General features: G+C 41.1%; 22 protein-coding genes. 9 read left to right on the top strand and 13 right to left on the bottom strand.

What is annotated here, in order from left to right; genetic code table 11:
* Positions 1-7: 7 nt before the first annotated feature.
* The 5 genes from G504_RS0112945 to G504_RS0112925 all read right to left on the bottom strand — a co-directional run bounded on the left by G504_RS0112945 (position 8) and on the right by G504_RS0112925 (position 4311).
* A complete protein-coding gene (locus G504_RS0112945; RefSeq protein WP_026348568.1) occupies positions 8-445 on the bottom strand; it encodes a nitrous oxide reductase accessory protein NosL in 438 nt (145 codons plus the stop codon).
* Positions 435-1094 (bottom strand): hypothetical protein, encoded by a 660-nt coding sequence (locus G504_RS18720; RefSeq protein WP_019670613.1) that lies wholly within the window; start codon positions 1092-1094, stop codon positions 435-437. Before G504_RS18720 ends, G504_RS0112945 begins: the two co-directional genes overlap by 11 nt.
* Positions 1095-1224: 130 nt before the next feature.
* Complete coding sequence (gene nosZ / locus G504_RS0112935) at positions 1225-3177, bottom strand: Sec-dependent nitrous-oxide reductase (protein WP_019670612.1); 1953 nt, start codon at positions 3175-3177, stop codon at positions 1225-1227.
* 34 nt (positions 3178-3211) lie between these two features.
* On the bottom strand, positions 3212-3787 hold the full coding sequence (locus tag G504_RS0112930) for a fasciclin domain-containing protein (RefSeq protein WP_019670611.1): 576 nt from the start codon (positions 3785-3787) through the stop codon (positions 3212-3214).
* A 17-nt stretch (positions 3788-3804) separates the two neighbouring features.
* Entirely contained in the window at positions 3805-4311 is a 507-nt protein-coding gene (locus G504_RS0112925; RefSeq protein ID WP_019670610.1) for a c-type cytochrome, read from the bottom strand.
* A 122-nt stretch (positions 4312-4433) separates the two neighbouring features.
* On the opposite strand from G504_RS0112925, the gene G504_RS0112920 reads away from it, so the two are divergent.
* From G504_RS0112920 to G504_RS0112910, 3 genes are all read left to right on the top strand, one after another.
* Positions 4434-4865 (top strand): RrF2 family transcriptional regulator, encoded by a 432-nt coding sequence (locus G504_RS0112920; RefSeq protein ID WP_019670609.1) that lies wholly within the window; start codon positions 4434-4436, stop codon positions 4863-4865.
* A gap of 77 nt (positions 4866-4942) precedes the next feature.
* On the top strand, positions 4943-6334 hold the full coding sequence (locus tag G504_RS0112915) for a Gfo/Idh/MocA family protein (RefSeq protein ID WP_019670608.1): 1392 nt from the start codon (positions 4943-4945) through the stop codon (positions 6332-6334).
* Between the two features lie 10 nt (positions 6335-6344).
* Complete coding sequence (locus tag G504_RS0112910) at positions 6345-7217, top strand: PIG-L deacetylase family protein (RefSeq protein ID WP_019670607.1); 873 nt, start codon at positions 6345-6347, stop codon at positions 7215-7217.
* 8 nt (positions 7218-7225) lie between these two features.
* Here G504_RS0112910 and G504_RS0112905 read toward each other — a convergent pair whose 3' ends face one another.
* From G504_RS0112905 to hemN, 4 genes are all read right to left on the bottom strand, one after another.
* Positions 7226-8656: a mandelate racemase/muconate lactonizing enzyme family protein gene (locus G504_RS0112905; protein WP_019670606.1), complete on the bottom strand. Its 1431-nt coding sequence runs from the start codon at positions 8654-8656 to the stop codon at positions 7226-7228.
* 45 nt (positions 8657-8701) lie between these two features.
* Positions 8702-9556 carry an RraA family protein gene (locus G504_RS0112900; protein WP_019670605.1) on the bottom strand — a complete coding sequence of 285 codons (855 nt, stop codon included), beginning with the start codon at positions 9554-9556 and terminating at the stop codon, positions 8702-8704.
* A 345-nt stretch (positions 9557-9901) separates the two neighbouring features.
* The gene (locus G504_RS0112890) at positions 9902-10726 is read right to left on the bottom strand and encodes a universal stress protein (protein ID WP_019670603.1); all 825 of its coding nucleotides are present in this window, start codon (positions 10724-10726) and stop codon (positions 9902-9904) included.
* A 30-nt stretch (positions 10727-10756) separates the two neighbouring features.
* On the bottom strand, positions 10757-12118 hold the full coding sequence (gene hemN / locus G504_RS0112885) for an oxygen-independent coproporphyrinogen III oxidase (protein ID WP_019670602.1): 1362 nt from the start codon (positions 12116-12118) through the stop codon (positions 10757-10759).
* 142 nt (positions 12119-12260) lie between these two features.
* Here hemN and G504_RS0112880 point away from each other — a divergent pair, with 142 nt between their 5' ends.
* Positions 12261-13157: a nucleotidyltransferase family protein gene (locus G504_RS0112880; protein WP_040444179.1), complete on the top strand. Its 897-nt coding sequence runs from the start codon at positions 12261-12263 to the stop codon at positions 13155-13157.
* Positions 13158-13166: 9 nt separating this feature from the next.
* Positions 13167-14219 carry a phosphotransferase enzyme family protein gene (locus G504_RS0112875; RefSeq protein WP_019670600.1) on the top strand — a complete coding sequence of 351 codons (1053 nt, stop codon included), beginning with the start codon at positions 13167-13169 and terminating at the stop codon, positions 14217-14219.
* 10 nt (positions 14220-14229) lie between these two features.
* On the opposite strand, the gene G504_RS0112870 is transcribed toward G504_RS0112875, so the two are convergent.
* Positions 14230-15408, bottom strand: coding sequence for an acyl-CoA dehydrogenase family protein (locus G504_RS0112870; protein ID WP_019670599.1), 1179 nt, complete (start codon positions 15406-15408; stop codon positions 14230-14232).
* A gap of 95 nt (positions 15409-15503) precedes the next feature.
* Positions 15504-16592 (bottom strand): SRPBCC family protein, encoded by a 1089-nt coding sequence (locus G504_RS0112865; protein ID WP_019670598.1) that lies wholly within the window; start codon positions 16590-16592, stop codon positions 15504-15506.
* Between the two features lie 61 nt (positions 16593-16653).
* On the opposite strand from G504_RS0112865, the gene G504_RS0112860 reads away from it, so the two are divergent.
* Both G504_RS0112860 and G504_RS0112855 read left to right on the top strand, forming a co-directional pair.
* Positions 16654-17970 carry an amino acid permease gene (locus G504_RS0112860; RefSeq protein ID WP_019670597.1) on the top strand — a complete coding sequence of 439 codons (1317 nt, stop codon included), beginning with the start codon at positions 16654-16656 and terminating at the stop codon, positions 17968-17970.
* Between the two features lie 7 nt (positions 17971-17977).
* Positions 17978-18856: a dimethylarginine dimethylaminohydrolase family protein gene (locus tag G504_RS0112855; protein WP_026348566.1), complete on the top strand. Its 879-nt coding sequence runs from the start codon at positions 17978-17980 to the stop codon at positions 18854-18856.
* A gap of 2 nt (positions 18857-18858) precedes the next feature.
* On the opposite strand, the gene G504_RS0112850 is transcribed toward G504_RS0112855, so the two are convergent.
* On the bottom strand, positions 18859-19572 hold the full coding sequence (locus G504_RS0112850) for a tRNA1(Val) (adenine(37)-N6)-methyltransferase (RefSeq protein WP_019670595.1): 714 nt from the start codon (positions 19570-19572) through the stop codon (positions 18859-18861).
* Positions 19569-21002: a sulfatase family protein gene (locus G504_RS0112845; RefSeq protein ID WP_019670594.1), complete on the bottom strand. Its 1434-nt coding sequence runs from the start codon at positions 21000-21002 to the stop codon at positions 19569-19571. The genes G504_RS0112850 and G504_RS0112845 overlap by 4 nt, the downstream gene beginning before the upstream one ends.
* Positions 21003-21125: 123 nt before the next feature.
* On the opposite strand from G504_RS0112845, the gene G504_RS0112840 reads away from it, so the two are divergent.
* Together G504_RS0112840 and G504_RS0112835 are read left to right on the top strand one after the other, a co-directional pair.
* Positions 21126-23924, top strand: a complete 2799-nt coding sequence (locus G504_RS0112840) for a DUF7133 domain-containing protein (protein WP_019670593.1) — start codon at positions 21126-21128, stop codon at positions 23922-23924.
* Positions 23925-23947: 23 nt separating this feature from the next.
* Entirely contained in the window at positions 23948-24994 is a 1047-nt protein-coding gene (locus tag G504_RS0112835) for a sugar phosphate isomerase/epimerase family protein (RefSeq protein ID WP_019670592.1), read from the top strand.
* Positions 24995-25032 lie beyond the last annotated feature (38 nt).

The raw sequence follows: 25032 nt of genomic DNA, 5'->3' as shown, positions 1-25032 counted from the left end.
AATCTTATTATTCTACTTTAAATCTTGTCAACAACTCATTCCAGGAGTATAATTTACCATTATTCTCGTCTTCAATATTCTCAGCTTCAACTCTGGATTGAAACCCTGACAAGTATTCGCCCATAGGACTAGGAATTTCCTTACTAATTAAAAAAGTAGCCTTTTTGGCATCGATTAAATCGCCAGGTGTTTGGTAATCATTAACCAAAAAAAGTTCAATTGTTGCCACATCAACATCCTTTAAATGATTCACCATACACTCCACCGCATCAAATTTAAAAGCCTTACCTTTTTTGGTTACTATTTGCGCCGCATGCTGTTTATCCACAATGGTCATAGAACAAAAATGACACCCGTCAGAACCATAATTAATTGGCTTAGGACTTACCTCGCAAGACGCAAATACAAATAGAACTAAGCTCAGATAAACTAATTTATTGATCATTTGATTTTACTTTGATAGGGCTCACCGCACCAGCCTCGCCTTTGGGTTGCCATGCTTTTTTGCCCATAAAAAATGCTATTAAAGTCGTCATCATGCCAACAAACATCAACCACGCACCAGTAGAAGGTAAAGAGGTTACGTCAAAATTAAGCATTTTTACATGGCCGAAAAGTGGTGGTTTATAGCTCACGGGAGTTCCATCTGCGTTGGTGAGTTTCATTATAGCATTTGGATCTAAATTGGTACCGTAATCTACCATCCATGCATTGAAATCATACATGCCTAGTACTCCCAATATACTCATAAGCACGAACCATCCCATGAACCATTTGTAGCTAACTTTTTCAAAAAATCCCAGCAGACCAATCATTACACCCAGGGCCACCATTGCCCCAATGACCCATGGAAAGGTACTAAACTCCCACATATCCTCCGGTTTTGGCAGAGTCCGCATCCCGATATAATGATTAAGGCCATCAATGTTCTGAATATCAAATTCGCTAACTCCCTTAATACCATCAATATAAATGTTCATCCCTAAAGGTTCAGGGTATTGTGGTGCACCCAGCATTATGTTCCATAGCGGGAAAACGTATAAGCCCAAAAGAAACAAAGGACCAATAATCATAAGGATACTTGCTTTTTTCATCATTTCTAATTTTCGGTCGTTTAATAATTAAACATGGATTTGGAGGCGTACTTTAATTTTAGAATAAAGCGGGCAGGTCCAAGACACAGCCCGCTTTTATTTGTGAACTAAACAATCTCTCTGAGAACTTTTATTCTCCTAAAGACCAGGAAAGGTCAATATTTGAATTAGCAGGAGATACTCTAATATAACCTTGCATCTCCTGGTGTAAGGCGGAACAAAAATCCGTACAATAGAATGGCCATACACCAACCTTTTTAGGTTCCCACAACGAAGTCTTGGTTTGCCCCGGCATTACCAGAATTTCGGAAGTTCCCTGTCCTATTATGGTGAAGCCATGTGGTACGTCAAAATCTTGCTCATGGTTCGTGATATGGAAATACACCTTATCACCAACTTTGATTCCCTCAATATTGTCGGGTGTAAAATGGCTTCGGATGGTAGACATATATATGTGTACTTCATTCCCATCGCGTTCTACCCGTGCATCATCAGGACCTATAGTGGCATATTTATGTTTGTTTTCATCTAATCGATAGATTTTTTTCGATTTTGATGCCAACAACTCCGCAGGGCATCCCGCAGCATAATGGGGTTCACCGTGGGTTGGGAAATCATATATCAATTCCATTTTTTCTCCTGAAATATCATAAATCTGCGCAGAGTGTTCCATTTCGGGGCCGGTAGGAAGATACCGGTCTTTGGTAATCTTGTTCATTGCTACCACATACTTACCGAATGGCTTCCTGGAGTTTCCTCCCGGGATCATCAAATGCCCTACAGAATAATAGGTCGGTTTTCTATCTACAACCTCCCAGGTTCCTACTTTCCATTTAACAACTTCTGAAGAAATAAAGAAGGTGGTGTATGCATTACCCTTATCATCGAATTCGGTATGTAATGGCCCTAAACCTCCACTTTTAACGGTTCCTGCCAAGACCTCTTCGAATTTCAGTATAGGAATACCGTACGCTTCTCCATCAAATTTTTCACCTTCAATAGCGGCAATCATCTTGTCAAATGAGTGTACTGTAATGTCTGCAGAAAGTTTTCCGCTTCCAATAATATATTGTCCGGTTGGGTTTACATCACAGCCGTGTGGCGATTTAGGAGTTGGCAGGAAGTATAAAGATCCCGGCACTTGGGTTGGATCTACCGTAACTACCTCTTTTATCATCGTAGAAGTTCCTGTATGGGTTTCTTCATCATAGACATTGTGTGCATAGTTAGCCGGCATTTTCGTCCCGCCACCATTTTTTACATACTCCTCTATTTTCTTCCAGTTTACAGCAGCGATAAAATCCTTGTCGTTTTGCGAAGCCATAACTTCCAGCAAAGAATTGGCCTCTTCAGTATTATATGTTGAAAAGAAGAACCATCCATGAGATTTCCCTCTACCAGGATGCGAAAGGTCATAATTGAAACCTGGCATTAGTACCTGGAATTCCAGATTTAATCGCCCATTATCCGGAGCTACACTAATAAAAGACAAAGCGCCTTTAAAATTTCCCTTGTATTCATTGATTGGCATATCTCGCTGAGGTACCGGTACTGAAAATCTGGTCCCTGCTACAACATACTCTGTGTTTTCCGTAATAAATGATGAACTGTGGTTACCTGCACTATTGGGAACTTCAATGATCTCCTCTGTCTCAAAAGTACTCAGACTTACCCGCGCTATTCGGGGCGTGTTGTTACCATTCACAAAAATCCATCGTCCATCCAATTCACCATTGGTTTGAGAAATATCCGGGTGGTGTAAATCATCCCAGGGAACAAATCCAAAGGAAGTATTCAACATCGGCTTTGTTTCTTCGGAGTATCCATAGCCAGAAGTAGGGAATTGTGAAAATACCGGGATTTCCTTGAACATACGTCCTGAGGGCAGCCCATATACGGTAAGGTTACCGCTATACCCTCCGGACAGGAAAGCATAAAACTCGTCTTGTTCACCTGGGGCTACATAAACTTTTTCTGCAGCACTTGATGCCAAAGCACCATTAGTTTTTTGAGATTGATTGCAACTACTCAAGGTAATACCTAGCCCTATGAGAATGCAAATTAAATAGTTTAAATTTTTCATTGTTTTATCTTTAGTTTTAATTGATTAATGATTTCTATTCTTCCGGTGGCAGCATTACCTTGTCTACGACATGGACAATTCCATTGCCTGCTTTCACACTTCCAAGAATTTTAGCCCCTCCAACCAAAACTTCATCTCCCTCAACAACAATCATTACATCCTGATCATTGGCCTGTCCTAATTTTTTAAACTTCTTTAAAAAATCCTTGGAATAATTTCCCGGGGTAACATGATATTTTAAGATGTTGGCCAACGCATCCTTATTTTCCGGTTTTAATAGGTTCTCTACAGTTCCTTCAGGAAGTGCATCAAAAGCCTCATTGGTTGGTGCAAATACCATTAAAGGACCTGCGTTCACAAGAGCATTTTCAAGATTGGCGGCTTGTACTGCTGCAACAAGTGTTGTATGATCTGGTGAACCAATAGCAATCTGTAATACATTAGGCGTAGATCCATCATCTTCTATAAAGGCCTGGCCTGATTCTTTTGATAACTGCTCAGGCTGGGTGGCCGTAGAAGTATTAGTTTTGGCCTCATTTTTACATCCGACCAACAAAGTCAGCACAAAAAATGATCCTGCAATAAGTCTTAATTTAGTTTTTGTTTTCATTTGATTGTTTTATTATGTTATAAGGTTCTGAAATACTCCAGGACAGCCCTTGCCTGTTCTTCGGTAAGGCCCTGATTCGCCATAGGGGAACCATTGAACTCTACCAACAAATCTTTGGCCAAGGGGTCTTCTTTAACCATCTGTTCGGGATTAAGAATCATGTTCATAACCCATTCCGGCGTACGTCTTTCAAGAATGCCATCAGGGGCCGGGCCAATAAATTTTTTGCCAATTCTATGACATGCAAGACACATTTGGTTATATACCTCTTTTCCTGTTGCAGCCATTGCCTGATCGATTTCCGAACTTAAGGCTACTGATGTTACAGGACCAACACCCTTATTGTTCAGATCTACACGTTCTGATGCTTTTGTTACATCGGCATCCGGAGTAGTTGCAGGCTTCTCCGTTTCTGCCTTTTGTCTGGTAACACTAAAACCGTCATTTTTCTTTTCTTCTTTTCCGCCACAACTCATAATTATTAGAGCTAACAGGAATACGGTAGTTTTTAGTAGTTGTTTCATTCGATTTTTCTTGTTAATTATTGGTCAAAAATAAGATTGGAAGTAAACTAAAAACATGATATTAATCATATTTAAGATAAAAATATCTTTTTATCATTATATTTGAGTTTTGAATCCAAAATATGCTCTCAAATTCTTCCAAATATGCCTTAAAAGCCGTATTGTATCTTGCGTTACATACAGATGAGAACAACAAAATGATGGTTAAAGATTTCAGTGAAAGAATAAACGTCCCTAAAGCCTATATTGCCAAGTTATTACAAGAACTTGCTAAACGTAAAATTATCTCCTCTGCAAAAGGCCCTTATGGAGGGTTTTATATCACGGAGTCGAATAAAAAACATACGATAATGGAAATTATCGAGATAATAGACGGCAAGAAAAGAATAGAATCCTGTATGCTGGGCCTGGAAGATTGCAATGAAAAAAAGCCCTGTCCAATTCACAGCTTGATAAGTCCCTCAAGATCAAAAATGATCGCTCTCCTGAAAAGCAAAACAATAGATGACCTGGCTAAAGATTTAGAATTAAACAAGGTTTTTCTGCCTGTTTGACTAACTTCTTGGAGTACATCTTAAAAAAGCTTAATTTAAACTGCTTAAAACAGAACACCTTTACTTCAAACTACAACATGAGCAAGAACCAATCGAGAAGAATCTTTTTAAGGCGCGCTGGTTTGGGAGCTGCTGCAATTTCAACAGCTCCACAAATTTTAGCTTCCTCTTATAATCAAAAACTAATACTAAACAGAACCTATCAGGAAAACACGTTTACAATAAATGATCAGATAAATTTGGCATTAATCGGATCCGGTATCCAGGGAATTTATGACACTACTGCTGCATTAAAAGTGCAGGGTGTTAAGCTTGTAGCTGCCTGCGATCTTTATCTGGGAAGGTTAGACCGGGCGAAAGAACTTTGGGGCGATGATATAGCAGTTACCAGAGATTATAGGGAGATACTAAATCGAAACGATATTGATGCGGTCATTGTAGCCGTCCCGGATCACTGGCACAAAAAAATTACTATTGATGCCATGAAAGCGGGAAAAGCAGTATACTGTGAAAAGCCCATGGTTCAAAAATTTGAAGAAGGTCATGAAATAATAAAGGTTCAAAAAGAAACCGGTTCACTCTGCCAGGTTGGAAGTCAGGGGATGTCTTCTTTAGGAAATGAAAAAGCCCGACTCCTTTATGAGGATGGCGCCATTGGTGACCTGGTACTTCTGGACATGTATAATGACCGTTATTCTTCGGAAGGAGCCTGGCAGTATCCAATTCCTCCGGACGCTAATCCGGATACAGTTGATTTTGATACCTTCCTGGGAAATACACCAAAAGTATCGTTTGATAAGACGCGTTTTTTCAGATGGAGAAATTACAGAGATTATGGAACAGGTGTTGCCGGAGATCTGTTTGTTCATGCTTTTTCAACTTTGAATTATATCATCAGTTCTAATGGCCCTTCCCGGGCGATTTCCACTGGCGGTTTGCGCTACTGGAAAGATGGACGCGATGTTCCCGATGTTACATTAACTTTTTATGATTATCCTGAAACTGAAACACATGCCGCTTTTAATGCCTCTTTCAGGGTGAATTTTATTGCCGGCTCCGGAGGTGGAGGAGGCTTCAGGCTGGTTGGAACGGAAGGAGTTATGGAAGTAGGTTCCAATTCTGTAAAACTAGTTCGTTCTAAACTGGGAATGACCCCCGGCAATTATTCCATGATTGCTTATACAGAAGAAACGCAAGAGAAAATTAAGAAAGAATACGCTTCAAAAAGCTTAGAAAACAGAGAATCTGCCATGAAGACGGGGGAAACACTCTGGGAAGCTCCCCGAGATTACAAAGGTGGCCACTATGACCATTTTTACAACTTCTTCCAGGCAATCCGTGGCAAAAATACAATAATTCAGGACCCCAACTTCGGGCTTAGGGCAGCAGGAGCGGCTTTGCTGGCAAATGAAAGCTATTACAAAAACAAACCGGTTAACTGGGACCCTGTTGCAATGAAACTAACCTAAACCGCAAATTATGAGAAGTCTGCTCCTTACTTTTTTTTTATTATTTACTTTCCATGTATGTAATGCTCAAACCAGTACTGTAAATGTCATTGTATTTGGTGCCCACCCGGATGATTGCGATGCAGATGCCGGTGGGACAGCTATTTTACTGGCAAGGATGGGCCATAGGGTAAAATTCGTTTCTCTTACCAATGGGGATGCCGGACATTATAACAAAGGCGGTGGTACATTGGCAAAAATCAGGATTGCCGAAGCCGAAGAAGCCGGAAAACGTTTTGGGGTAGAATATACAGTTTTGGATAATCACGATGGGGAACTAATGCCTACACTGGAAAACAGGCTGAAGGTCATCCGTGAGATCCGTAAATGGAATGCCGATGTAGTAATAGCTCCCAGGCCAAATGATTACCATCCGGATCATCGCTACACGGGTATCCTGGTGCAGGATGCGGCCTATATGGTTATTGTGCCAAATGTTGCAGCCGATACTCCCCCCCTAAAAAAGAATCCTGTTTTTTTGTATTCCGAAGATCGGTTTCAACGTCCAAACCCTTTTGAGCCGGATATTGCTGTGGCTATCGATGCTGTTTTTGATCAGAAAATATACGCCCTGGCAGCACATGAATCGCAATTTTTTGAATGGCTTCCATGGACATCAGGAAATCTGGAAAAAGTTCCGAAAGGAGAACAGGAACGACTCAAAATGCTGGCGAACTGGCGTTCAAATGCACCCAATGAAGCGGCATTGACGGCTCTTAAAAAATGGTATGGAGATAAAGCCTCTGAAATAAAGCATGTAGAGAGTTTTGAAATTTGTGAATACGGAAAACAACCAACAGATGAGGAATTAAGAAAGTTGTTTCCTATGCTCAAAAATCTATAACAAGGAGTTTAGCTCCACAATCTGTCCCAGGCTCTGATCTTGTCCCATTGCGGAGTAGGAGCAAATAATTTTTCGCCTTTGATCAAGTATTTCTTTACAACTTCGTCGTTCAATTCCACTCCTAATCCGGGTTTGTCAGGAACTGTGACATAACCATCTTTTACAATCGGGCCCTCGAATCCTGTAACCAGGTTTTCCCAATCCTTCTTGTCCACGGCATGGTGCTCCAACCACATGAAATTTTCCGTGGCTGCCGCGCTATGTACACATCCAATAAACGATACAGGACCTGCTGCATGATGATGCATAAACCCTATTCCATGTCTTGAAGCAAAATCGCCTATCTTTTTTGTTTCCAGAATTCCACCTGCAGTATTTGGATCCGGATGTACAATATCCACGGACCTGGTTTTAATCAGTTCTTCAAAGCCCCCCTGAAGCATGTAAATATCCTCTCCTGTTTGGGTAGGTGTAGTGGAAGATTGTGTAATTTCTTTCCATTGTTCTGTGTATTGCCATGGAATTATATCCTCTATATAAGCCAGGTTATATGGTTCTGTAGCCCGTGCAATTTTAATAGCTTCATTCACCCCAAAATGACCCCAATGATCCGTACCCATCGGAATATCATAGCCAATTTTGGAACGCATCACATCCAGATATTCCATTAATAAATCTATACCCTTGTCCGTAATCTGAACCCTTGTAAAGGGGTGCTTTGTTTGACTATAGGATTGATATTCATAACGATAAGGATTGTAGTCGGCATCCGGAGAATTAATTATTGCTCCGGGAATATCTTTGATAAGATTAATCCCAATATCCATCTTAAGTGCGGTATACCCCTGATCAATTCTGGCCTGCATTCTATTGGCATATTCATTGGCATCCCTGGAAACTGTAGTATCACAATATACGCGCACTTTATCCCTGTACTTTCCCCCCAGCATCTGGTAAACAGGCACATTATAGGCCTTGCCGGCAAGATCCCAGAGAGCCATTTCCACTGCAGATACTCCCCCTCCCTGTCTTCCATGAAATCCAAATTGTTTTATAATGCCAAATAAGCGTTCTACATTGCAGGGATTTTCTCCCAAAATCCTGCTTTTTAAAAACAATGCGTATTCCTTTGCTGCGCCATCCCTTACATCGCCATGCCCAACAATTCCCTGGTTAGTATAAATCCGGACGATTGGGGTTCTGAATGCAACATCTCCTCCAATTTCTGCGATGCGCATATCTGTAATTTTAAGGGTAGACGGACTGGAGTTCCTGTTTACATTTTGGGAAACATAGGAAAGCTCGTCATTCGCAGATGCCGAGGTTAAAGCTGCCAGGCTTAATCCGCCCAAACCTACTTTCTTTATAAAATCCCGTCGTCCTTTAGAATCTCTTTGTTTTGTGCTATTTCCGGGTGTTTCCTTTTTATTGGCGTACATATTAAGTGGGTATTGATAAGTTATTGAATTAGAAATTTTATAGTATTACCATGTCCTGGTTTTTAAGAAGTCATCAAATTCTTTTTTGCTCATTGGCAGCTTGTCCTGATTTTCTTCAATCCAGTTTAAAAAATCAGCTTTGATCGCCTCCGTCCATTTTGTATCAATTTCACCAGGGGTATACTTTCCTTCTTTCAATCTCAAATGACCAAATTCATCTTTTAAAGCCACAAATTCTGCCTGTGTTATGACCTGTTCCACGAGGTGGGCAGGAATAAAAATGACGCCCTCCCGTTTGGCCAGTACCAGATCCCCAGGCATAACGGTAGACCTCCCAATTCTTATTGGGGTATTTAAACCTGTAAGCATCATATCTTTTATATAAGACGGGTCCCAGCCCCTTACAAATGCATTGAAACCCTCGATGCGCTCCAATCCTTCAAGGTCTCTTAGGGAACCATCAAATACTACCCCGTTTCCCGAATTAGCATAAATGGCATTACCCAGATTGTCTCCGATAAGAGTGCCATCAATAATTTTTCCAAATCCATCAGCCACATAAATATCTCCCTGCTGTAATGCATCAATTGGCCATGAATTAGACGCTCCTATTCTCCCTTCTTCTTTACCCTTTTTTGTTATCACATCATTGATATCAGGCCTGGTTGGCATGTATTGCGCTGTTAATGCCCGCCCTGTCATTGGCATATCTTCATGTATCATTATCCAACCACCTTCAAATTGATTGTAATACCCCTGGCCTCTCATAGCGCCCCAGGCCTCTTCAATAGAGATATTTTTTGCTCGCTCCAGGTAACTATCCGGAATTTTTGGCCGGCCATCTTCAAACCGCTCCCCTGACCAGGAAGCAGTATAAGCAATCATCTGTTCCCTGGACATGTTCTGAGCGATCAACGGTGTACAAACCAGAAAATATATGAATAGGAATAAATAGAAAAAACAGGTTTTCATAATTGGTTAGCAGTTAAATGATTAATAGGAATTTAAGCTACATAAGATAACCAAAAAAAACGTAAAAAAAGCTATTAAGCTTTTTAAGATTGCAGAAAAAACAGTTTACAATTGCATCGGTAATTTGTTGGGAAATAATTCATGGAACCGGCTTCTCGGAGAATTCTTCTATCCATGCCAAAAGGTATCAATGGCATTAACGGTTTGGCATAAATAAAGGGGAATCTTTTTGGATCCCCCTTTATCATATTAAATTAATTATTCAACCTAAAACTATATTTTAAAAGTAATCACCGGAATTTTGGAATGGTTGGTTATATCCTCTCCAATACTTCCCATAAAGAAATGTGAGAGTCCTTTCCTGCCATGAGTTGGGATACCGATTACATCGGCCTGGATACTTTCACTAAAATTTAAAACGCCTTTTTCTACGCTATAATCATTGTAAACGTTTACTTCCTTTCCTGCACCGGCTTTTTGCAAATATTTATTCACTTTTTCATATGCGTCCTGTGTGCTTAAAAAGTTGTCTCCGGGAGTATTTATATAGACCAAATGTAATTTAGCCGATAATTTATCCGCAAACTCCTGGGCTTTTTTAAAAGCTGCAAGACTTTCGTCCTTAAATGCACATGCGAATACAAAATTTTCAGCTTTGAAATCTTCCATTTCATCCTTAATTACCAGAACCGGAATCTCAGAATTTCTAACTACTTTTTCAGCATTTGAACCCACAAATATTTCTTTAAGTCCATCACTGCCATGTGAGCCCATAATAATCATATCAGCACCATGTTTTTCAGCAACATCGTTAACTTCACTAAATACTTTAAAGTGCTTTATAATAGGTGTTACATTCTTTACGCCCTCTAAATAAGGTTTATCCAAGAACTCGTTTATACGTTTTTCCGCCATCTTAATCAGGAATACCGTTTGTTCAGGGTGAAATCCTTCTGAAGACGAAATCATTGCCTCATTAAGTTCGAGCATATGCAAGGCTATAATTTCAGAGCCGTGCTTTTTGGCAAGGCTGGCAGCAACTTTTAAAGCATTTTCTGATTGCTCCGAAAAGTCAATTGGCACTATAATTGTTTTCATGATCTTAGATTTTAAGGTGATTAAACACTTTTAAATAGTCATGGAAAACAGCCTGGTTTCAGGTGCTTTCCTATGTAACAACAAATCAAAAGCCATACATATGTTTCTAATGAAGGGCCTTCCTTTTTCAGTAACTTTTATACTATTAACGCTAATTTCAACTAATTCGTCTTTTTCCATTTCCCTTAGACGGGTCAAGATCTGTTCTAAAAATATCAAATTTTTACTTTCAGGATCCCAATGTGTCTCAAATCTACACATTAAATTCAATATATGTCCTCTTATAATTTGATCTTCCTCCGTTAGAATGTGCCCTCTATAAATGGGTATGATCTTATTTTCCACAAGGTGTTCGTATTCCTCCAGGCTTTTGACGTTCTGTGCAAAGCTATACCAGCTGTCACTTATACTGGATACGCCAAGGCCAATCATTAATTGGGTTTTGGAAGCGGTATACCCCATAAAATTCCTGTGAAGTTTTCCGGATTCCATAGCAGTGTATAAAGAATCGCTTTCCAGTGCAAAATGATCCATTCCAATTTCATGGTAACCTACCTCAGCCAATAAGGATTTTCCACTCTCGTACTGGTTGCGTTTTTCTTCTGCCGTGGGAAGGTCTTCATCTAAATATCCTCTTTGCCCGTTCCCTTTAAGCCAGGGCACATGGGCATAACTGTAAAAGGCCAGACGATCGGGCATTAACAATTTGGTTTTCAAAATGGTATCCTTAACATGTTCCAGAGATTGATGAGGAAGGCCAAAAATCAGATCGTGACCTACAGATGTGTACCCAATTTCACGAGACCATGCGGTAACATCTCTAACCTTTTCAAAAGGCTGAATGCGGTGTATTGCTTTTTGAACGGTTTCGTTATAATCCTGTACCCCATAACTCACCCTTCTAAACCCAAGATCAAATAACACCTGTAAATGTGCCCTCGTAGTATTATTTGGATGTCCTTCGAAGCTAAATTCGTAATTTTCGGCTCTTTCGGCATGCCTGAATATTCCGTTAATTAATCTCCTAAGGTGTTCCGGAGAAAAGAAAGTTGGGGTTCCACCTCCCAAATGCAATTCCTTAACTATGGGTTTGGCATCAAAAAGTTCACAATATAAACTCCACTCTTTTAATAAGGTATTTATATAAGGTTTCTCTACTTCATGCCTTTTTGTAATTCGCTTATGACAGCCACAAAACGTACACATTTGTTCGCAAAACGGCAAATGAATATAGAGACTAATGCCTTCTTTGGCATTACTTTCTTCAAAACTTTTCTTTAGCGTAGATTTCCAGGCTTTTCCCGAAAAAGTATCCATATTCCAGTATGGAACCGTAGGATAACTGGTATAGCGCGGGCCGGGGATATTGTATTTGTGTACTAAGTTGCACATCTGAAAAAGTGTTTTCAACAAATCTATTTGTTTTATGTTCTAAATAATATGACATAAATCAGTTTTAAATTATGGTTAAATCTTAACAGAGTTTATGATTCCCGTTTTAAAAACTTATTTTTGCCGCCATAACAACAGAATTATGACACTATTACTAATGGCGGCCGGGAGAGGCAGCCGATATGGAAAACTTAAACAATTTGACGGCCTTGGACCTAAGGATGAATTTCTTATGGAATTCAGCATCTATGACGCTTTGGAAAATGGTTTTGATCATATAGTTGTAATTACACAGAAGGACAATGTTGATTTTTTAAAAAATTACCTGTCTCCAAAATTACCGAACCACATAAAGCTCGATGTCCTTTCACAGGAGCTTACAGACCTGCCTGAAGGAACGGGATTCAATGGGGAAAGAAGTAAACCATGGGGAACTGCGCATGCAGTATGGACTGCAAGACATGTCATTAAAGATTCGTTTGCAATCATAAATGCAGACGACTACTATGGAAAAGGAGCCTTTAAAAATGCGTCACATTTTATAAAAACAAGAGAAAACAAGGATGCATATGCCCTGGTAGCCTATACACTTTCGGATACACTTTCGGAATATGGTTCCGTTTCCAGAGGAGTTTGCCAAAGGGATGGAAATAAATTGCATTCCGTAGTGGAACGCACAAAAATTCAAAAAGTTAACGAAGGTCTCATAGATTCAGATTCCGGACTCCACTTTAGTGGAGATGAATTGGTAAGTATGAATTTTTGGGTTTGTAATCCTTCTATTTTCGACCATATTGAAAATGATCTTCGAATATTTCTGGAAGATGAGGGAAACATTGCGGGAGGTGAAGTATATATTCCTTTTGTTATTCAAAAAATGTTAGAACAAAATGAAGTGAGTGTTGCGGTAATACCTTCAGACAGCAAGTGGTTTGGAGTAACTTATGCCGATGATAAGGAAAAAGCAATGAAGGAATTGCAGAACATGACAGAACTCGGGGAATACAGAACGCCTCTATGGCCCGTTGAAACTGCATAGACTACACCCATGGTTAGCAATGGTCCCCATGCTGTATTGCCATATTTTTCCATTGAAAGAAGGAACTATAAAATACAGCCTATAAGTCAAGGTTATATCAATGACACTTTCGCGCTTCTGAAAGATGGTGAACCCGTCTATATTTTACAACGACTTAATGCTAAAGTGCTGAGCAATATTGAGGTAATGATGCAGAATATTCATCATGCATTGCCCTACCTGAATGATGAAAATTACCATCAAATATCATTAATAAATACCCTTGACGGGAAGCCTTATTTAAACCTAAGCGAAAGTGAATGCTGGCGGTTAATGACCATGGTTCCAGACAGCATGGCTTTTAATACTATAGAAGATGAAAAGATGGCTGCAGAAGCCGGTAGAATAATTGGAAAATTCCATTCCCTTCTCAAGGAGGCTCCTATGGATGTATTTAAGGACTCCATACCCGGGTTTAATGATCTTTCATTGCGCATCCGACAATTTGAAAAAGCCCTGGAAAGTGCAACCCCGGACAGGTTAAAAAATTCGGAAAAGGCGATTTTTATTGCGAAAAAGACACTCAAAGAACTGCGCCTTTATGATCCCGGGAACCTGCCTCTCAGAATTTGCCATAATGACACCAAACTAAATAATATCCTCTTTGATAAAACGAATAAACGAGCACTATGCCTGATAGATCTTGATACTATAATGAAAGGGTATTTTCACTACGATTTTGGTGATGCCGTCCGAACCATAGTTAATACAGTGGAAGAAGATGAAAAAGACCTCAGCAAAATAACATTTAACAAAGGGCTCTTTGAGGCATTTCTTGACGGGCTGTGCATGAATTCAGAATTCCTGACAGAAGCAGAAATTGAATATTTGTCTATAGGCGTAAAAATAATGCCTTTTATGCATGGAATTCGGGCGTTGACAGATTATTTGCAAAGAAATATCTACTACAAAGTGACGTATGAAACTCAGAATCTGGACAGATGCCTTAGCCTTTTTGCATTTACATTAAAAGCTAGCGAGCATATGGAATACATGCAGGAAATTATAGCTGAGAAATTTTGAAGAGCGAGCTTTATTTAAAAGCGTTATGCCCTGTAATATCCGCACCCGTTATTAGTAAATGAATATCATGAGTTCCTTCATAGGTGATAACACTTTCCAGGTTCATCATATGGCGCATTATACTATACTCTCCGGTAATCCCCATACCTCCGAGAACCTGCCTGGCTTCCCGGGCTATCTTAATTGCCATCTCAACATTGTTACGTTTGGCCATAGAAATTTGTGCAGTAGTAGCCCTTCCCTCATTTTTTAATTGTCCCAGGCGAAATGCCAAAAGCTGGGCTTTGGTAATTTCGGTAATCATCTCTGCTAATTTCTTTTGCTGCAACTGGGTTGCTGCGATTGGTTTTCCAAATTGAATTCGTTCCTTCGCATAACGAAGTGCCGTATCATAACAGTCCATGGCGGCCCCTATGGCTCCCCAGGCAATGCCGTATCTTGCAGAGTCCAGGCATCCTAATGGAGCACCCAGCCCATTTTTGCCCGGTAACAGGTTTTCCTTTGGTACTTTGACATTATCAAATATTAATTCTCCGGTTGCAGAAGCTCTCAGTGACCATTTATTGTGTGTTTCCGGTGTTGAAAATCCTTCCATTCCCCTTTCCACAATTAATCCGTGAATTCTACCTTCTTCATTTTTGGCCCAAACAACTGCAATATCTGCAAATGGCGAATTAGAGATCCAGAGTTTGGCCCCGTTTAACAAAAAATGATCTCCTTTGTCTTTAAAATTGGTTACCATCCCGCTGGGGTTAGACCCATGATCCGGTTCAGTTAAACCAAAACAACCCATATATTCTCCCGTAGCCAATTTAGGCAAGTACTTCTTTCTTTGGTCTTCCGTTCCATAAGCAAATATAGGGTACATCACCAGGGAAGACTGAACAGAAGCTGTAGACCGAACCCCGCTGTCACCACGTTCAATTTCCTGCATAATAAGTCCATAGCTTATTTGGTCCAGGCCGGCTCCGCCATACTCCACAGGAATATATGGCCCAAAGGCTCCAATTTCTGCAAGTCCACCTATAATCTGTTTGGGAAATTCTGCTTTTTGAGCAAATTCCTCAATTATCGGCGTGATATCGCGCTTTACCCATTGACGGGCGGCATCGCGCACTAACTTGTGTTCTTCACTTAAAAGCTCATCAAGGTTATAGTAGTCCGGTGCTTCAAACAAGTCTGGCCTCATTCGTAAATTTTTTTTCAAAGGTAATTAAAGGAATATAACAAACCAATGAAGAGAATGGACATTTTATAACAGAAAAACAGCCTTAAAACAATCATTTATGAATTTATGAATTCTGCCAGAAGCCGGTGAAAATGATGAACCCCTTTTTCCCGTGTTGGTGAAAACCGGCCTGCCTTATAAAAGCGAGAGCGAATACCCTTCTGCACGCCTTCAACTACAGCTTCATCTTCCATTTCTACCTTATCCAATTGCGAACCGGCCCCTTTATCTAATTTTGAAGGGTCATAGACATAACTATAGAAGGAAACTTTAGTCTTATTCATTTCAAGGGGCTGGACCAAATTTACGGAAACACCCCAGGGGTAAAAATTAAACATCATATTTGGGAAAACCCAGTAGTAATAAGCCGCTATTTTTTTTCCAAAATCCGGATGATTTTCAGGAAGATCAAAGACCTCTTCGGTACCTTCGGCATAGCCTATCTGCAAATTCATATGGTCGTGCAAAATAGTATCATAGTCCCCGTAATCTAAAACTGAATTCAGATCCTCGTGGACAAAGGGGATATGAAAACCTTCCAAATAATTATCACAATACAGTGCCCAGTTTGCATTTATAAAATAATCTTTAGTTCGCTTTTCATCAGGTTTAAACTCCTGCAAAGGCATAAATCCTACCCTTTTATTCATGGCATCCAATACCTTTTGCATCTCAAAGGCGGGATTGAGGCCTACAAATAAAAAAGGTCCCCAGGGCTGCAATGGAAATTTTTTAAGGTTATCGCATGTCCCGGGAAAATTCTCAACATCTTCAAATTCCGGCATATGCTCCATTTTACCATGAATACTAAAGCTTCTCCCATGGTAACCGCAAATAAGTTTTTTAGCAGCCTTTGTGCTTTCAACAACTAAATTTCCGCGATGTGTGCAAACGTTCGTAAGGCAGGAAAGCCTCTCTGACTTATCCCGGGTTAAAAGCATGGGCTCAGTTAAAAATTTATCCAGTAATATAAATGGATATGCGTTCTGCCCGGCACCCATTAAACCTTCATGGCCGATCCATTGCCAGGACCTGTAGAAAACGCGCTCCTTTACCGCCTCAAAATAATCAGGATTGCGATAAAATGAGGCCGGCAAAGTCTCTGCCTTTTTGATATCCGGATCAATTCTAAGTTTTTCAGTCACCGAGTTATATAAGTTTGTACATTTAAAAATATATAATTCTTTTCATAACCAACCTAAACCAATGAACCAAAACAAGAATAATAAAAAACTGGGGCTATGGATGAGCACATCTCTGGTAATCGGGAATATGATTGGAGCAGGTGTTTTTCTAATGCCGGCAGCCCTGGCAGCCTACGGCGGAATCAGTATTCTTGGTTGGCTGGCCTCCTCATTGGGTACTTTTGTACTGGCCCTGGTTTTTAGTAAACTCAGTAAATTATTCCTGGATAAAGCCGGTGGGCCCTATGCCTATACAAAGTCGGGCTTCGGGGAATTCGCCGGATTTTTGGTGGCCTGGGGATATTGGATTTCTATTTGGATTGGTATGGCAATAATGGCCATTGCCTTTGTAAGTGCTTTGAGTATTTTGTTCCCGATATTGGGGAATAATCCGTTGGTTTCTGTCCTAACGGGACTAAGTGCAATTTGGTTGCTCACCTGGATCAATTCCAAAGGGGTGAGGGAATCAGGTAAAATACAGGTTGTCACAACCATACTTAAACTCACCCCCATCGTAATGATTATAGTTGGGGGCTTTTTCTATTTTAATATTGACAACTTTATACCCTTCAATGTAAGTGATTCATCCAGTTTTGAAGCTATTGCTATAACCTCCACCATGACGCTCTATGCTTTTTTGGGGTTTGAAAGTGCAACTATTCCCTCAGATAACGTAAAAGACCCCGGAAAAACCATTCCCAGAGCCACTATGCTGGGAACATTAATAACCACTATGGTTTATATATTGGGAACAATAGCAGTTATGGGGATGGTGCCCCTAGGAGAACTTGCCATTTCACCGGCACCATTTGCAGATGCCATGGGGATTATGACCGGAGAACTTGGACGTGGTCTAGTAGCAGGGGGAGCAGCAATTGCTGCCTTTGGAGCGCTTAATGGATGGATCTTAATTGTAGGTCAATTACCAAAGGCCACAGCAAAAGATAAGCTCTTTCCGGGAATTTTTAAGAAAGAAAACAAAAAAGGTGTTCCTGTTTATGGAATGCTCATAGGCAGTGCTTTGGCTTCTGCAGTAATGTTAATGAACTATACCGAAGGCCTGGTAGAGCAATTCAGGTTTCTAATTTTACTGGGCACCATGATTGCCGTAGTTCCATATCTCTTTACGGCTGCCGCCTATGTAAGCATCCTTTTAGAAAAAAAATTGCCTTCCCAACCTTGGCTGGGAATATACGGCATGGGGAGTCTGGCTTTTTCTTACTCCCTTTGGGCCATATTCGGCGCAGGGGAAAAGTCCGTATTTTGGGGCTTTATTCTGTTACTATTAGGGATACCCTTTTATGTATTTGTTAAATGGAAAAATAAAGACTCAACCTAATAGTCAGATGCAATATACCTGTCAGTCTGAATACAAAAAAATGGAACGCGTGGTTATCAAAACCGCGGAACAGGCATTTATTAGTGAGGAGAAACTAAAAAAGGAATGGGCTGCTCATAATTACCTTTCCAAACCAGATCTGACCAGGGCAAAAGAGGAATATGAAGAATTCAAAAATTTACTTGTTCGGAAAGTACCCCACATAAGTTGTTTCCCAGAATCTGAATCTGTTACCATAGATTCCATCTATTGCCGTGATGCCAGTATAGCCACAGATCATGGCATGATAATTTGCAATATGGGAAAGCAAGCCCGTTCTATGGAACCAAAGGCACAAAAAGAATTCTTCCAGGCCAGTGATATCCCGGTTCTTGGCACTATTAAACCCCCGGGAACCCTTGAAGGGGGAGATGTTGCATGGTTAAACAAAAATACATTGGCCGCAGGGCATACGTATCGCACAAATTTATCCGGCATAGAACAATTAAAAGAACTGCTTGCTCCATACCATATTGAGGTTTTGGTGGCAGAGCTTCCCCATTACAAAGGCCCTTCAGATGTCTTCCATTTAATGTCAATTTTAAGTCCGGTAGATAAGGACCTGGCGGTCGTTTATTCCCCACTCATGCCCATTTCATTCAGAAATAAACTTCTGGAACGTGGGTTTTCCCTTGTGGAGGTACCCGAACAAGAATTCGAATCTATGGGTTGCAATGTGCTTGCAATTGCTCCGAGGGAATGTATAATGGTAGCAGGAAATCCGCTTACCGAATATGCTTTGCGAAAAGCAGGGTGTATTGTATATACCTATAAGGGCCGGGAAATAAGTTATAAGGGCGGGGGTGGTCCTACCTGCCTGACCCGACCCATTTACAGAATCGATTAAGCTTACATTTTAAGATAGAAATCCCGGGTAAGCTTAATATATTCCTCCGTATACCGGTGTCTGGACTTTTCGATAATCAGTTCACTTGTAATAATGTCGGTTTTTTTAAATTGGAATTCCATGAGGCTTCGTTTAACTTCAGAAGACGGATGGCCTTTTACATGCATTAAACGCGATGGATACAGCCCAAATCTTAATGCTTCTTTTTTTACGTTCTTTTCTTCTTTAAAGGGAGTTACCAGTGCAAAAATGCCATTTTCTGAGAGCAGTTCAGAGACCCCCTTTAAAAGAAGGCCAAAAGGCAGGGAACTATTCTGACGTGCCTGGTCTCTTGCCCTATCCCCACTGGAAAATTCTTCAGAATAAAAAGGCGGGTTGGAAATGATCAGGTCATATTTATCCTCTACCTCATCAAGGAATTCATCCAGGGAAGCATGGAAACAAAATAGTCTGTCTGCCCAGGGCGAGGCCTCAAAATTCTCAACGCATTGTTCAAAACCATCCTCATCTATCTCAATGGCATCGATGCTATCCGCAGAACATCTTTGAGCCATCATTAACCCAATTACCCCTGTGCCGGCGCCAATATCCAAAATAGATTCAGGTGAATTGGAGGTATTCGCCCAGGCCCCCAACAAAACGCCATCTGTGCCTATCTTCATGGCACAACGATCCTGATAAATAGTAAATTGTTTAAACTTAAATGGTTTTCTCATTCAATGCTACCTGCCGGTCTGTTATCCGTTCCTTCCATATCCTTCAAGGAATCCCCTAGTTTTTTTCGCATCGAATCTGCAAGCTGTTCTATTTCTTCGACAACTTCGGGATATTCAGCAGCTACATTTATGGTTTCGCCCGCGTCTTCTGAAAGGTCATAAAGTTCAATTTCATTTAAATCCAGATACACATAATCGCCGGGAAGGCCATCCTTTCCCGGTTGCTGGCCTTTCATAGTTCTGTAATTATGCGGGAAATAAAGCTTCCAATTCCCATATCGGACACCGTGAAGTTCATTTACCCGGTAATAAAAATAATATGCCTCCTGTGGGCTCTTTTTACTATCTCCTTTAAGCAATTCCCAAACACTTTTACCGTCAATAACAGCTTCAGGCAATTTTGATCCTGTAATAGCGGCAATCGTAGGTAAGATATCTATGGCCATTACGGCAGCATCAATAGTGCGGCCTCCTTTTAAACCTTCAGGATATCTCAGTATAAATGGTTCTCTGTGACCCCCTTCCCAGGCTGTGCCCTTACCTTCGCGAAATGGCAAAGCACTGCCCGCATGATTTCCGTAGGATAACCAGGGACCATTATCCGAAGTAAAAATAACAACTGTATTTTCATCAAGATTATTGGTTTTTAATGCATTCAATATCTCTCCTACAGACCAGTCAATCTCCATAATTACGTCGCCATATAATCCCCTACCCGACTTTCCCCTGAATTTATCAGATACGAATAAAGGCACGTGGGGTTGTGGATGCGGCACATAAAGGAAGAAGGGACGATCTTTATTCCTGTTTATAAAATCAACGCTGCGTTCTGTGATTTCAGTCGTTAATTGAGACTGGTTGGTTAAAGTGTCTATTATGGTTTCATTCTCATATAAAGGCAAGGGTCCAAAATTAAACACGGGCCCCTGTTGCGGATGAAAAGGCCACATATCGTTGGAATAGGGAATTCCAAAATACTCATCAAACCCTTGTTTGGTTGGTAAAAAATCCGGATGGTCCCCTAAATGCCATTTTCCAAAAATACCGGTTGCATATCCTTTTGTTCTTAGCATTTCCGCAATAGTCGTTTCAGAAGGATTTAACCCAATTTTGCTATCTGGCATGAAGGCATTGTGAATCCCGATACGATTAGGATAACATCCTGTTAACAGCCCGGCTCTTGACGCTGAGCATACGGCCTGGGCGGCATAAAAACTGGTTAATTTAATACCGTCGCTGGCCATCTGATCCAGATGTGGCGTAGGGATATCATTCGCTCCGAAGACCCCCACATCCTGATAACCCTGATCATCGGTAAAAATCAGGACAATATTCGGAGGTTTCTCTTCCCTGGATGCTGCTTTTTCTGCTTTATGCTTGCATCCCGCTGTAAACAGGATCAGGATACTCAAAGAAAGGTTACGAAGCATAAATAAGGTGATTTTTCAAAATTCTGTTTTGTAAAGTTTTATTAAATACTTGTAAGTTGGGCTGAATATAATTAATTTTCCTTCATCAGGTATAGTATTCGGAGCTTGTTATAAATTTAAAGTATGCTAACTAAAATATCCAGGGATTTAAAAATCCCGGCCCAAAAATGTTTGTCCCTGTTTTTTCTTCTTATTCTTATAACAGCCGGCTGCAAAACCAAAAATGAAGGGCCACACCCTGTTGAAATGGTAATTAGTACCATGTCGGACACCTTACCTGTTTTAAGCATTCCTGAGGATGAAGATCCGGAAAGTGAAAACTGGAAAGGCATTGACCTGGACCCAAAAAACCCTGTACTCCCTTTATATCCTGATGAAGAAGCCAGTCACTTTCTTTTACCTCCGGGATATAAAATAGAACCTATACTCACAGAACCACAGATTGAGCAGCCGGGTGCAATTTCGTTTGACGGAAACGGACGAATGTACGTATTGGAATTACGCACATATATGTTAACCGCTGATTCAGACGGAACCCTGGAACCCGTCAGTAGAATTTCTCGCTGGGAGGATACGGACAAGGACGGAAAGTATGAAACCGGGGGTGTTTTTGTAGACAGCTTAATCTTTCCCAGATTTGTACTGCCCTATGGAAAAGATGCTGTTTTGACCATGAATTCAGATGAAGATAACGTATACAAATACTCGGATACCGATGGGGATGGCAAAGCAGACAAAAAAGAATTTTTTACCAATAAATATGGTCGCTCGGGGAATGTAGAGCACCAACAGGCTTTTATGTATTGGGGTATGGATAATTGGCTGTACAGTACGGTAAACGCTTTCAGGGTAAAAGAAACACCAGGCGGAGTTATAAGGGAAAAAACAGGATATAACAGGGCACAATGGGGCATTACGCATGATGATGATGGCAAGCTTTGGTTTCAGGGTGGGGCCAGTGGTGTACCTTCCTATTTTCAATTCCCTATTCACTATGGCACTTTTAAGGTTGAAAATCAATTTGCCGAAGGTTTTGAAGTCCCATGGGGCGCAGCGGTAAAAATTGCTGATATGCAAGGGGGTATGGATGAGATCCGCCAGCCCGACGGCTCTTTGAATAGAGTGACCGGGTCTGCAGGTAACGACATTTATCGGGGCGACCGATTACCCGGGGAATTATACGGCCAATTGTTTTACGGGGAGCCGGTGGCTCGAATAGTGCGTCAGATAAACCCGGTTGTAACGGAAGGACTTACGACACTGCATAATGTTTATCAGGATGAAAAATCTGAATTCCTCCGGAGTACAGATCCTTTATTCAGGCCGGTAGATATGGCAACGGCTCCGGATGGCACTATGTATGTGGTAGATATGTATCATGGCATCATACAAGAGGGACAATGGGCTCAAAAAGGAACATATCTGCGTACGAAAATTGAACAATACCAATTGGATAAAGTTATAGGCTTGGGCCGCATATGGCGAATTACCCATGAAGATACTGCCCGTGATAAAACAAAACCCAGGATGTTTGAAGAAAGCCCTTCAGAACTGGTAAAACATCTGGAGCACCCTAATGGCTGGTGGCGTGATAAGGCACAACAATTGATTGTTATGTCGCGGGATAGAAGTGTGGTGCCGGAGCTTGAACAAATGGTGCGGGAAAGCAAAAACCATTTGACGCGTATTCATGCATTGTGGAGTTTGGAAGGATTGGGAGCATTAGATAGAATGCTGGTACGTCAATTGTTTAAAGACCAAAATCCGCGAATGCGCATACAGGCACTTCGAGTAAGTGAAACTTTATATAAAGGAGGTGACCAAGAACTGGCTAAAGACTACATACTTTTATTGAAAGACACCAATGTGGACGTTGCCATACAGGCTATGCTAACAGCCAATTTAACAAAGATCCCCACTTTAGATGAGGAAATTACGGCATTGATGGCATCCAATAACGCCAGGGGAATACAGGTGTTGGGTGAACAGATTTTGAATCCGGTTGAACTAAAAGGATGGATGATAGATTCAGGTCCCGAATTGACAGCCGCACAACAGGAGCAAATGGAAAGGGGTGGTGTAATTTTTAACGAACTATGCGTACAGTGCCACGGTGCAGATGGCACGGGCACCTCTTTAGGCAACGGAACCGTTATGGCACCACCCCTGACAGGTTCTCCCAGGGTTCAGTCGCATCCGGAATATGTTATAAAAACACTCCTGCATGGGTTGGAAGGACCTTTAGACGGACAGACTTATCCGGGAGGGCTCATGGTGGGAATGGGTGATCAGTCAGATGATTGGATTGCCGATATTGCCAGCTACATTCGTGTAAATTTGACCAATGAAGCTTCAATTGTTTCACCGGAACAGGTGGCAGAGGTTCGTTTAGAAAGTAAAGCACAAAAAGGGCCATACCTTTACGAGGAATTATTAGCTTCTGTGCCTCAAATCCTGGTTCCAACTGACCTTTGGAAGGTAAGCGCCAGTCATACAAAACCTTCTCGTATTGGGGGTACGGCTTCCCCGTCGAGTGCATTTAATTTTGAAGGATGGACAACAGGCGAAAGACAAAGCAAAGGCATGTGGTATCAGATTGAATTTCCGGATGTTAACACCATTACTGAAATACATTTTAATTCTCCTCCCAAAAGACGGGGAAATTACAGGGACCGTATACCTCCTTATCAGAGCTATCCCAGGGCCTACGAATTACAGGTTTCTATGGATGGCACACAATGGAATACCGTTGATGCCGGGAAATGCGATTCCCCGGATACTATATTATCCTTTGCGCCAAGCAAAACCAAATTCCTGCGGTTTGTCTTAACTGATAATTTAAAGGAAGAAGGAGAAATTCCCTGGTCCATGAGACAACTGAAAATATTTGGCATACTTCATAACGAAAAGTTGATAAACTAAAGTAACCCCTAACGAACAACATTATGGAAAATAAAAAAAGCAATTTTAGCAGAAGAAAGTTCCTTGGTACTACTGCAACTTTTGCAGCCGGTGCTGCCATATCTGGTCCCTACCTTCTTGCAGCTCCATCAAAACTAAAAACCCCCTACCGGCCAAATTCAATAATAAACGGAGTACAGATTGGTGTAATCACCTATTCTTTCAGAAGCATGCCCGATCAAAGTGCCGAGGCTACCTTAAAGTACATATTGGATTGTGGAATCAGTGCCATTGAACTTATGGGAGATCCGGCCGAGTCCTTTGCAGGGAAACCGGAAAACCCGGTTAACCGTCGTGCCTATTACTCTTTAATGAGATCTAAACGCAGAGGAGAAGTGCTTAGTGATGTGCAGGAAAAAGAGTTGGCAGAAATGGAGGAAAAAACGGCAGCTTACAACAAAGAAGTTGCACAATGGCGTTCAACGGTATCCATGGACAAATTTGAAGAACTCAGGAAGATGTATAATGATGCCGGGGTTACCATTTATGCTTTTAAACCAAGGGCCTTTGGAAAGGACAATACTGACGACGAAATTAATTGGGGAATGCGGGCAGCGAAAACTTTAGGAGCCAGCCATGTAACCCTGGAGCACCCGGATGATGATATTCATACCCAAAAACTTGGAGCTATGGCAAAAAAACACGGTATCTATGTAGCCTACCATGGTCATGAACAACAAACCCCCACCTTCTGGGATACAGCACTGAAACAATCCAAATACAACGCATTGAACCTGGATCTGGGCCATTATGTAGCTGCCGGAAATAAAGCCCCGCTGGATATTATAAAGAGCAAACATAAGCGGATAATGAGCATGCACACCAAAGATCGGCAAACACCGGAGCATGGAAAAGGAAATCTTCCCTGGGGAACCGGAGATACTCCTATAACCCAGGCCCTTCAATTAATCAGGGATAACAAGTATAAATTTCCTGTAACCATAGAACTGGAATACGATATCCCGGAGGGCTCAAATGCTGTAGAGGAGGTTAAAAAGTGCCTGGAGTATTGTAAAATGTCTCTGGCTTAAAATGCCTTTAAATTCATCCCTGCAATAACAATTTCGAA

Origin of the sequence: Eudoraea adriatica DSM 19308 (assembly GCF_000382125.1) — a bacterium.
Lineage (GTDB): Bacteria > Bacteroidota > Bacteroidia > Flavobacteriales > Flavobacteriaceae > Eudoraea > Eudoraea adriatica.
The sequence above is the reverse complement of the archived record's forward strand: the minus strand, read 5'-3'. Positions and strand labels throughout refer to the sequence as shown.

Coding starts and splice junctions, on each gene's coding strand:
- G504_RS0112945 (WP_026348568.1), bottom strand. CDS start 445: ATGATCAATAAATTAGTTTATCTGAGCTTAGTTCTATTTGTATTTGCG.
- G504_RS18720 (WP_019670613.1), bottom strand. CDS start 1,094: ATGAAAAAAGCAAGTATCCTTATGATTATTGGTCCTTTGTTTCTTTTG.
- nosZ (WP_019670612.1), bottom strand. CDS start 3,177: ATGAAAAATTTAAACTATTTAATTTGCATTCTCATAGGGCTAGGTATT.
- G504_RS0112930 (WP_019670611.1), bottom strand. CDS start 3,787: ATGAAAACAAAAACTAAATTAAGACTTATTGCAGGATCATTTTTTGTG.
- G504_RS0112925 (WP_019670610.1), bottom strand. CDS start 4,311: ATGAAACAACTACTAAAAACTACCGTATTCCTGTTAGCTCTAATAATT.
- G504_RS0112920 (WP_019670609.1), top strand. CDS start 4,434: ATGCTCTCAAATTCTTCCAAATATGCCTTAAAAGCCGTATTGTATCTT.
- G504_RS0112915 (WP_019670608.1), top strand. CDS start 4,943: ATGAGCAAGAACCAATCGAGAAGAATCTTTTTAAGGCGCGCTGGTTTG.
- G504_RS0112910 (WP_019670607.1), top strand. CDS start 6,345: ATGAGAAGTCTGCTCCTTACTTTTTTTTTATTATTTACTTTCCATGTA.
- G504_RS0112905 (WP_019670606.1), bottom strand. CDS start 8,656: ATGTACGCCAATAAAAAGGAAACACCCGGAAATAGCACAAAACAAAGA.
- G504_RS0112900 (WP_019670605.1), bottom strand. CDS start 9,556: ATGTCCAGGGAACAGATGATTGCTTATACTGCTTCCTGGTCAGGGGAG.
- G504_RS0112890 (WP_019670603.1), bottom strand. CDS start 10,726: ATGAAAACAATTATAGTGCCAATTGACTTTTCGGAGCAATCAGAAAAT.
- hemN (WP_019670602.1), bottom strand. CDS start 12,118: ATGTGCAACTTAGTACACAAATACAATATCCCCGGCCCGCGCTATACC.
- G504_RS0112880 (WP_040444179.1), top strand. CDS start 12,261: ATGACACTATTACTAATGGCGGCCGGGAGAGGCAGCCGATATGGAAAA.
- G504_RS0112875 (WP_019670600.1), top strand. CDS start 13,167: ATGGTTAGCAATGGTCCCCATGCTGTATTGCCATATTTTTCCATTGAA.
- G504_RS0112870 (WP_019670599.1), bottom strand. CDS start 15,408: ATGAGGCCAGACTTGTTTGAAGCACCGGACTACTATAACCTTGATGAG.
- G504_RS0112860 (WP_019670597.1), top strand. CDS start 16,654: ATGAACCAAAACAAGAATAATAAAAAACTGGGGCTATGGATGAGCACA.
- G504_RS0112855 (WP_026348566.1), top strand. CDS start 17,978: ATGCAATATACCTGTCAGTCTGAATACAAAAAAATGGAACGCGTGGTT.
- G504_RS0112850 (WP_019670595.1), bottom strand. CDS start 19,572: ATGAGAAAACCATTTAAGTTTAAACAATTTACTATTTATCAGGATCGT.
- G504_RS0112845 (WP_019670594.1), bottom strand. CDS start 21,002: ATGCTTCGTAACCTTTCTTTGAGTATCCTGATCCTGTTTACAGCGGGA.
- G504_RS0112840 (WP_019670593.1), top strand. CDS start 21,126: ATGCTAACTAAAATATCCAGGGATTTAAAAATCCCGGCCCAAAAATGT.
- G504_RS0112835 (WP_019670592.1), top strand. CDS start 23,948: ATGGAAAATAAAAAAAGCAATTTTAGCAGAAGAAAGTTCCTTGGTACT.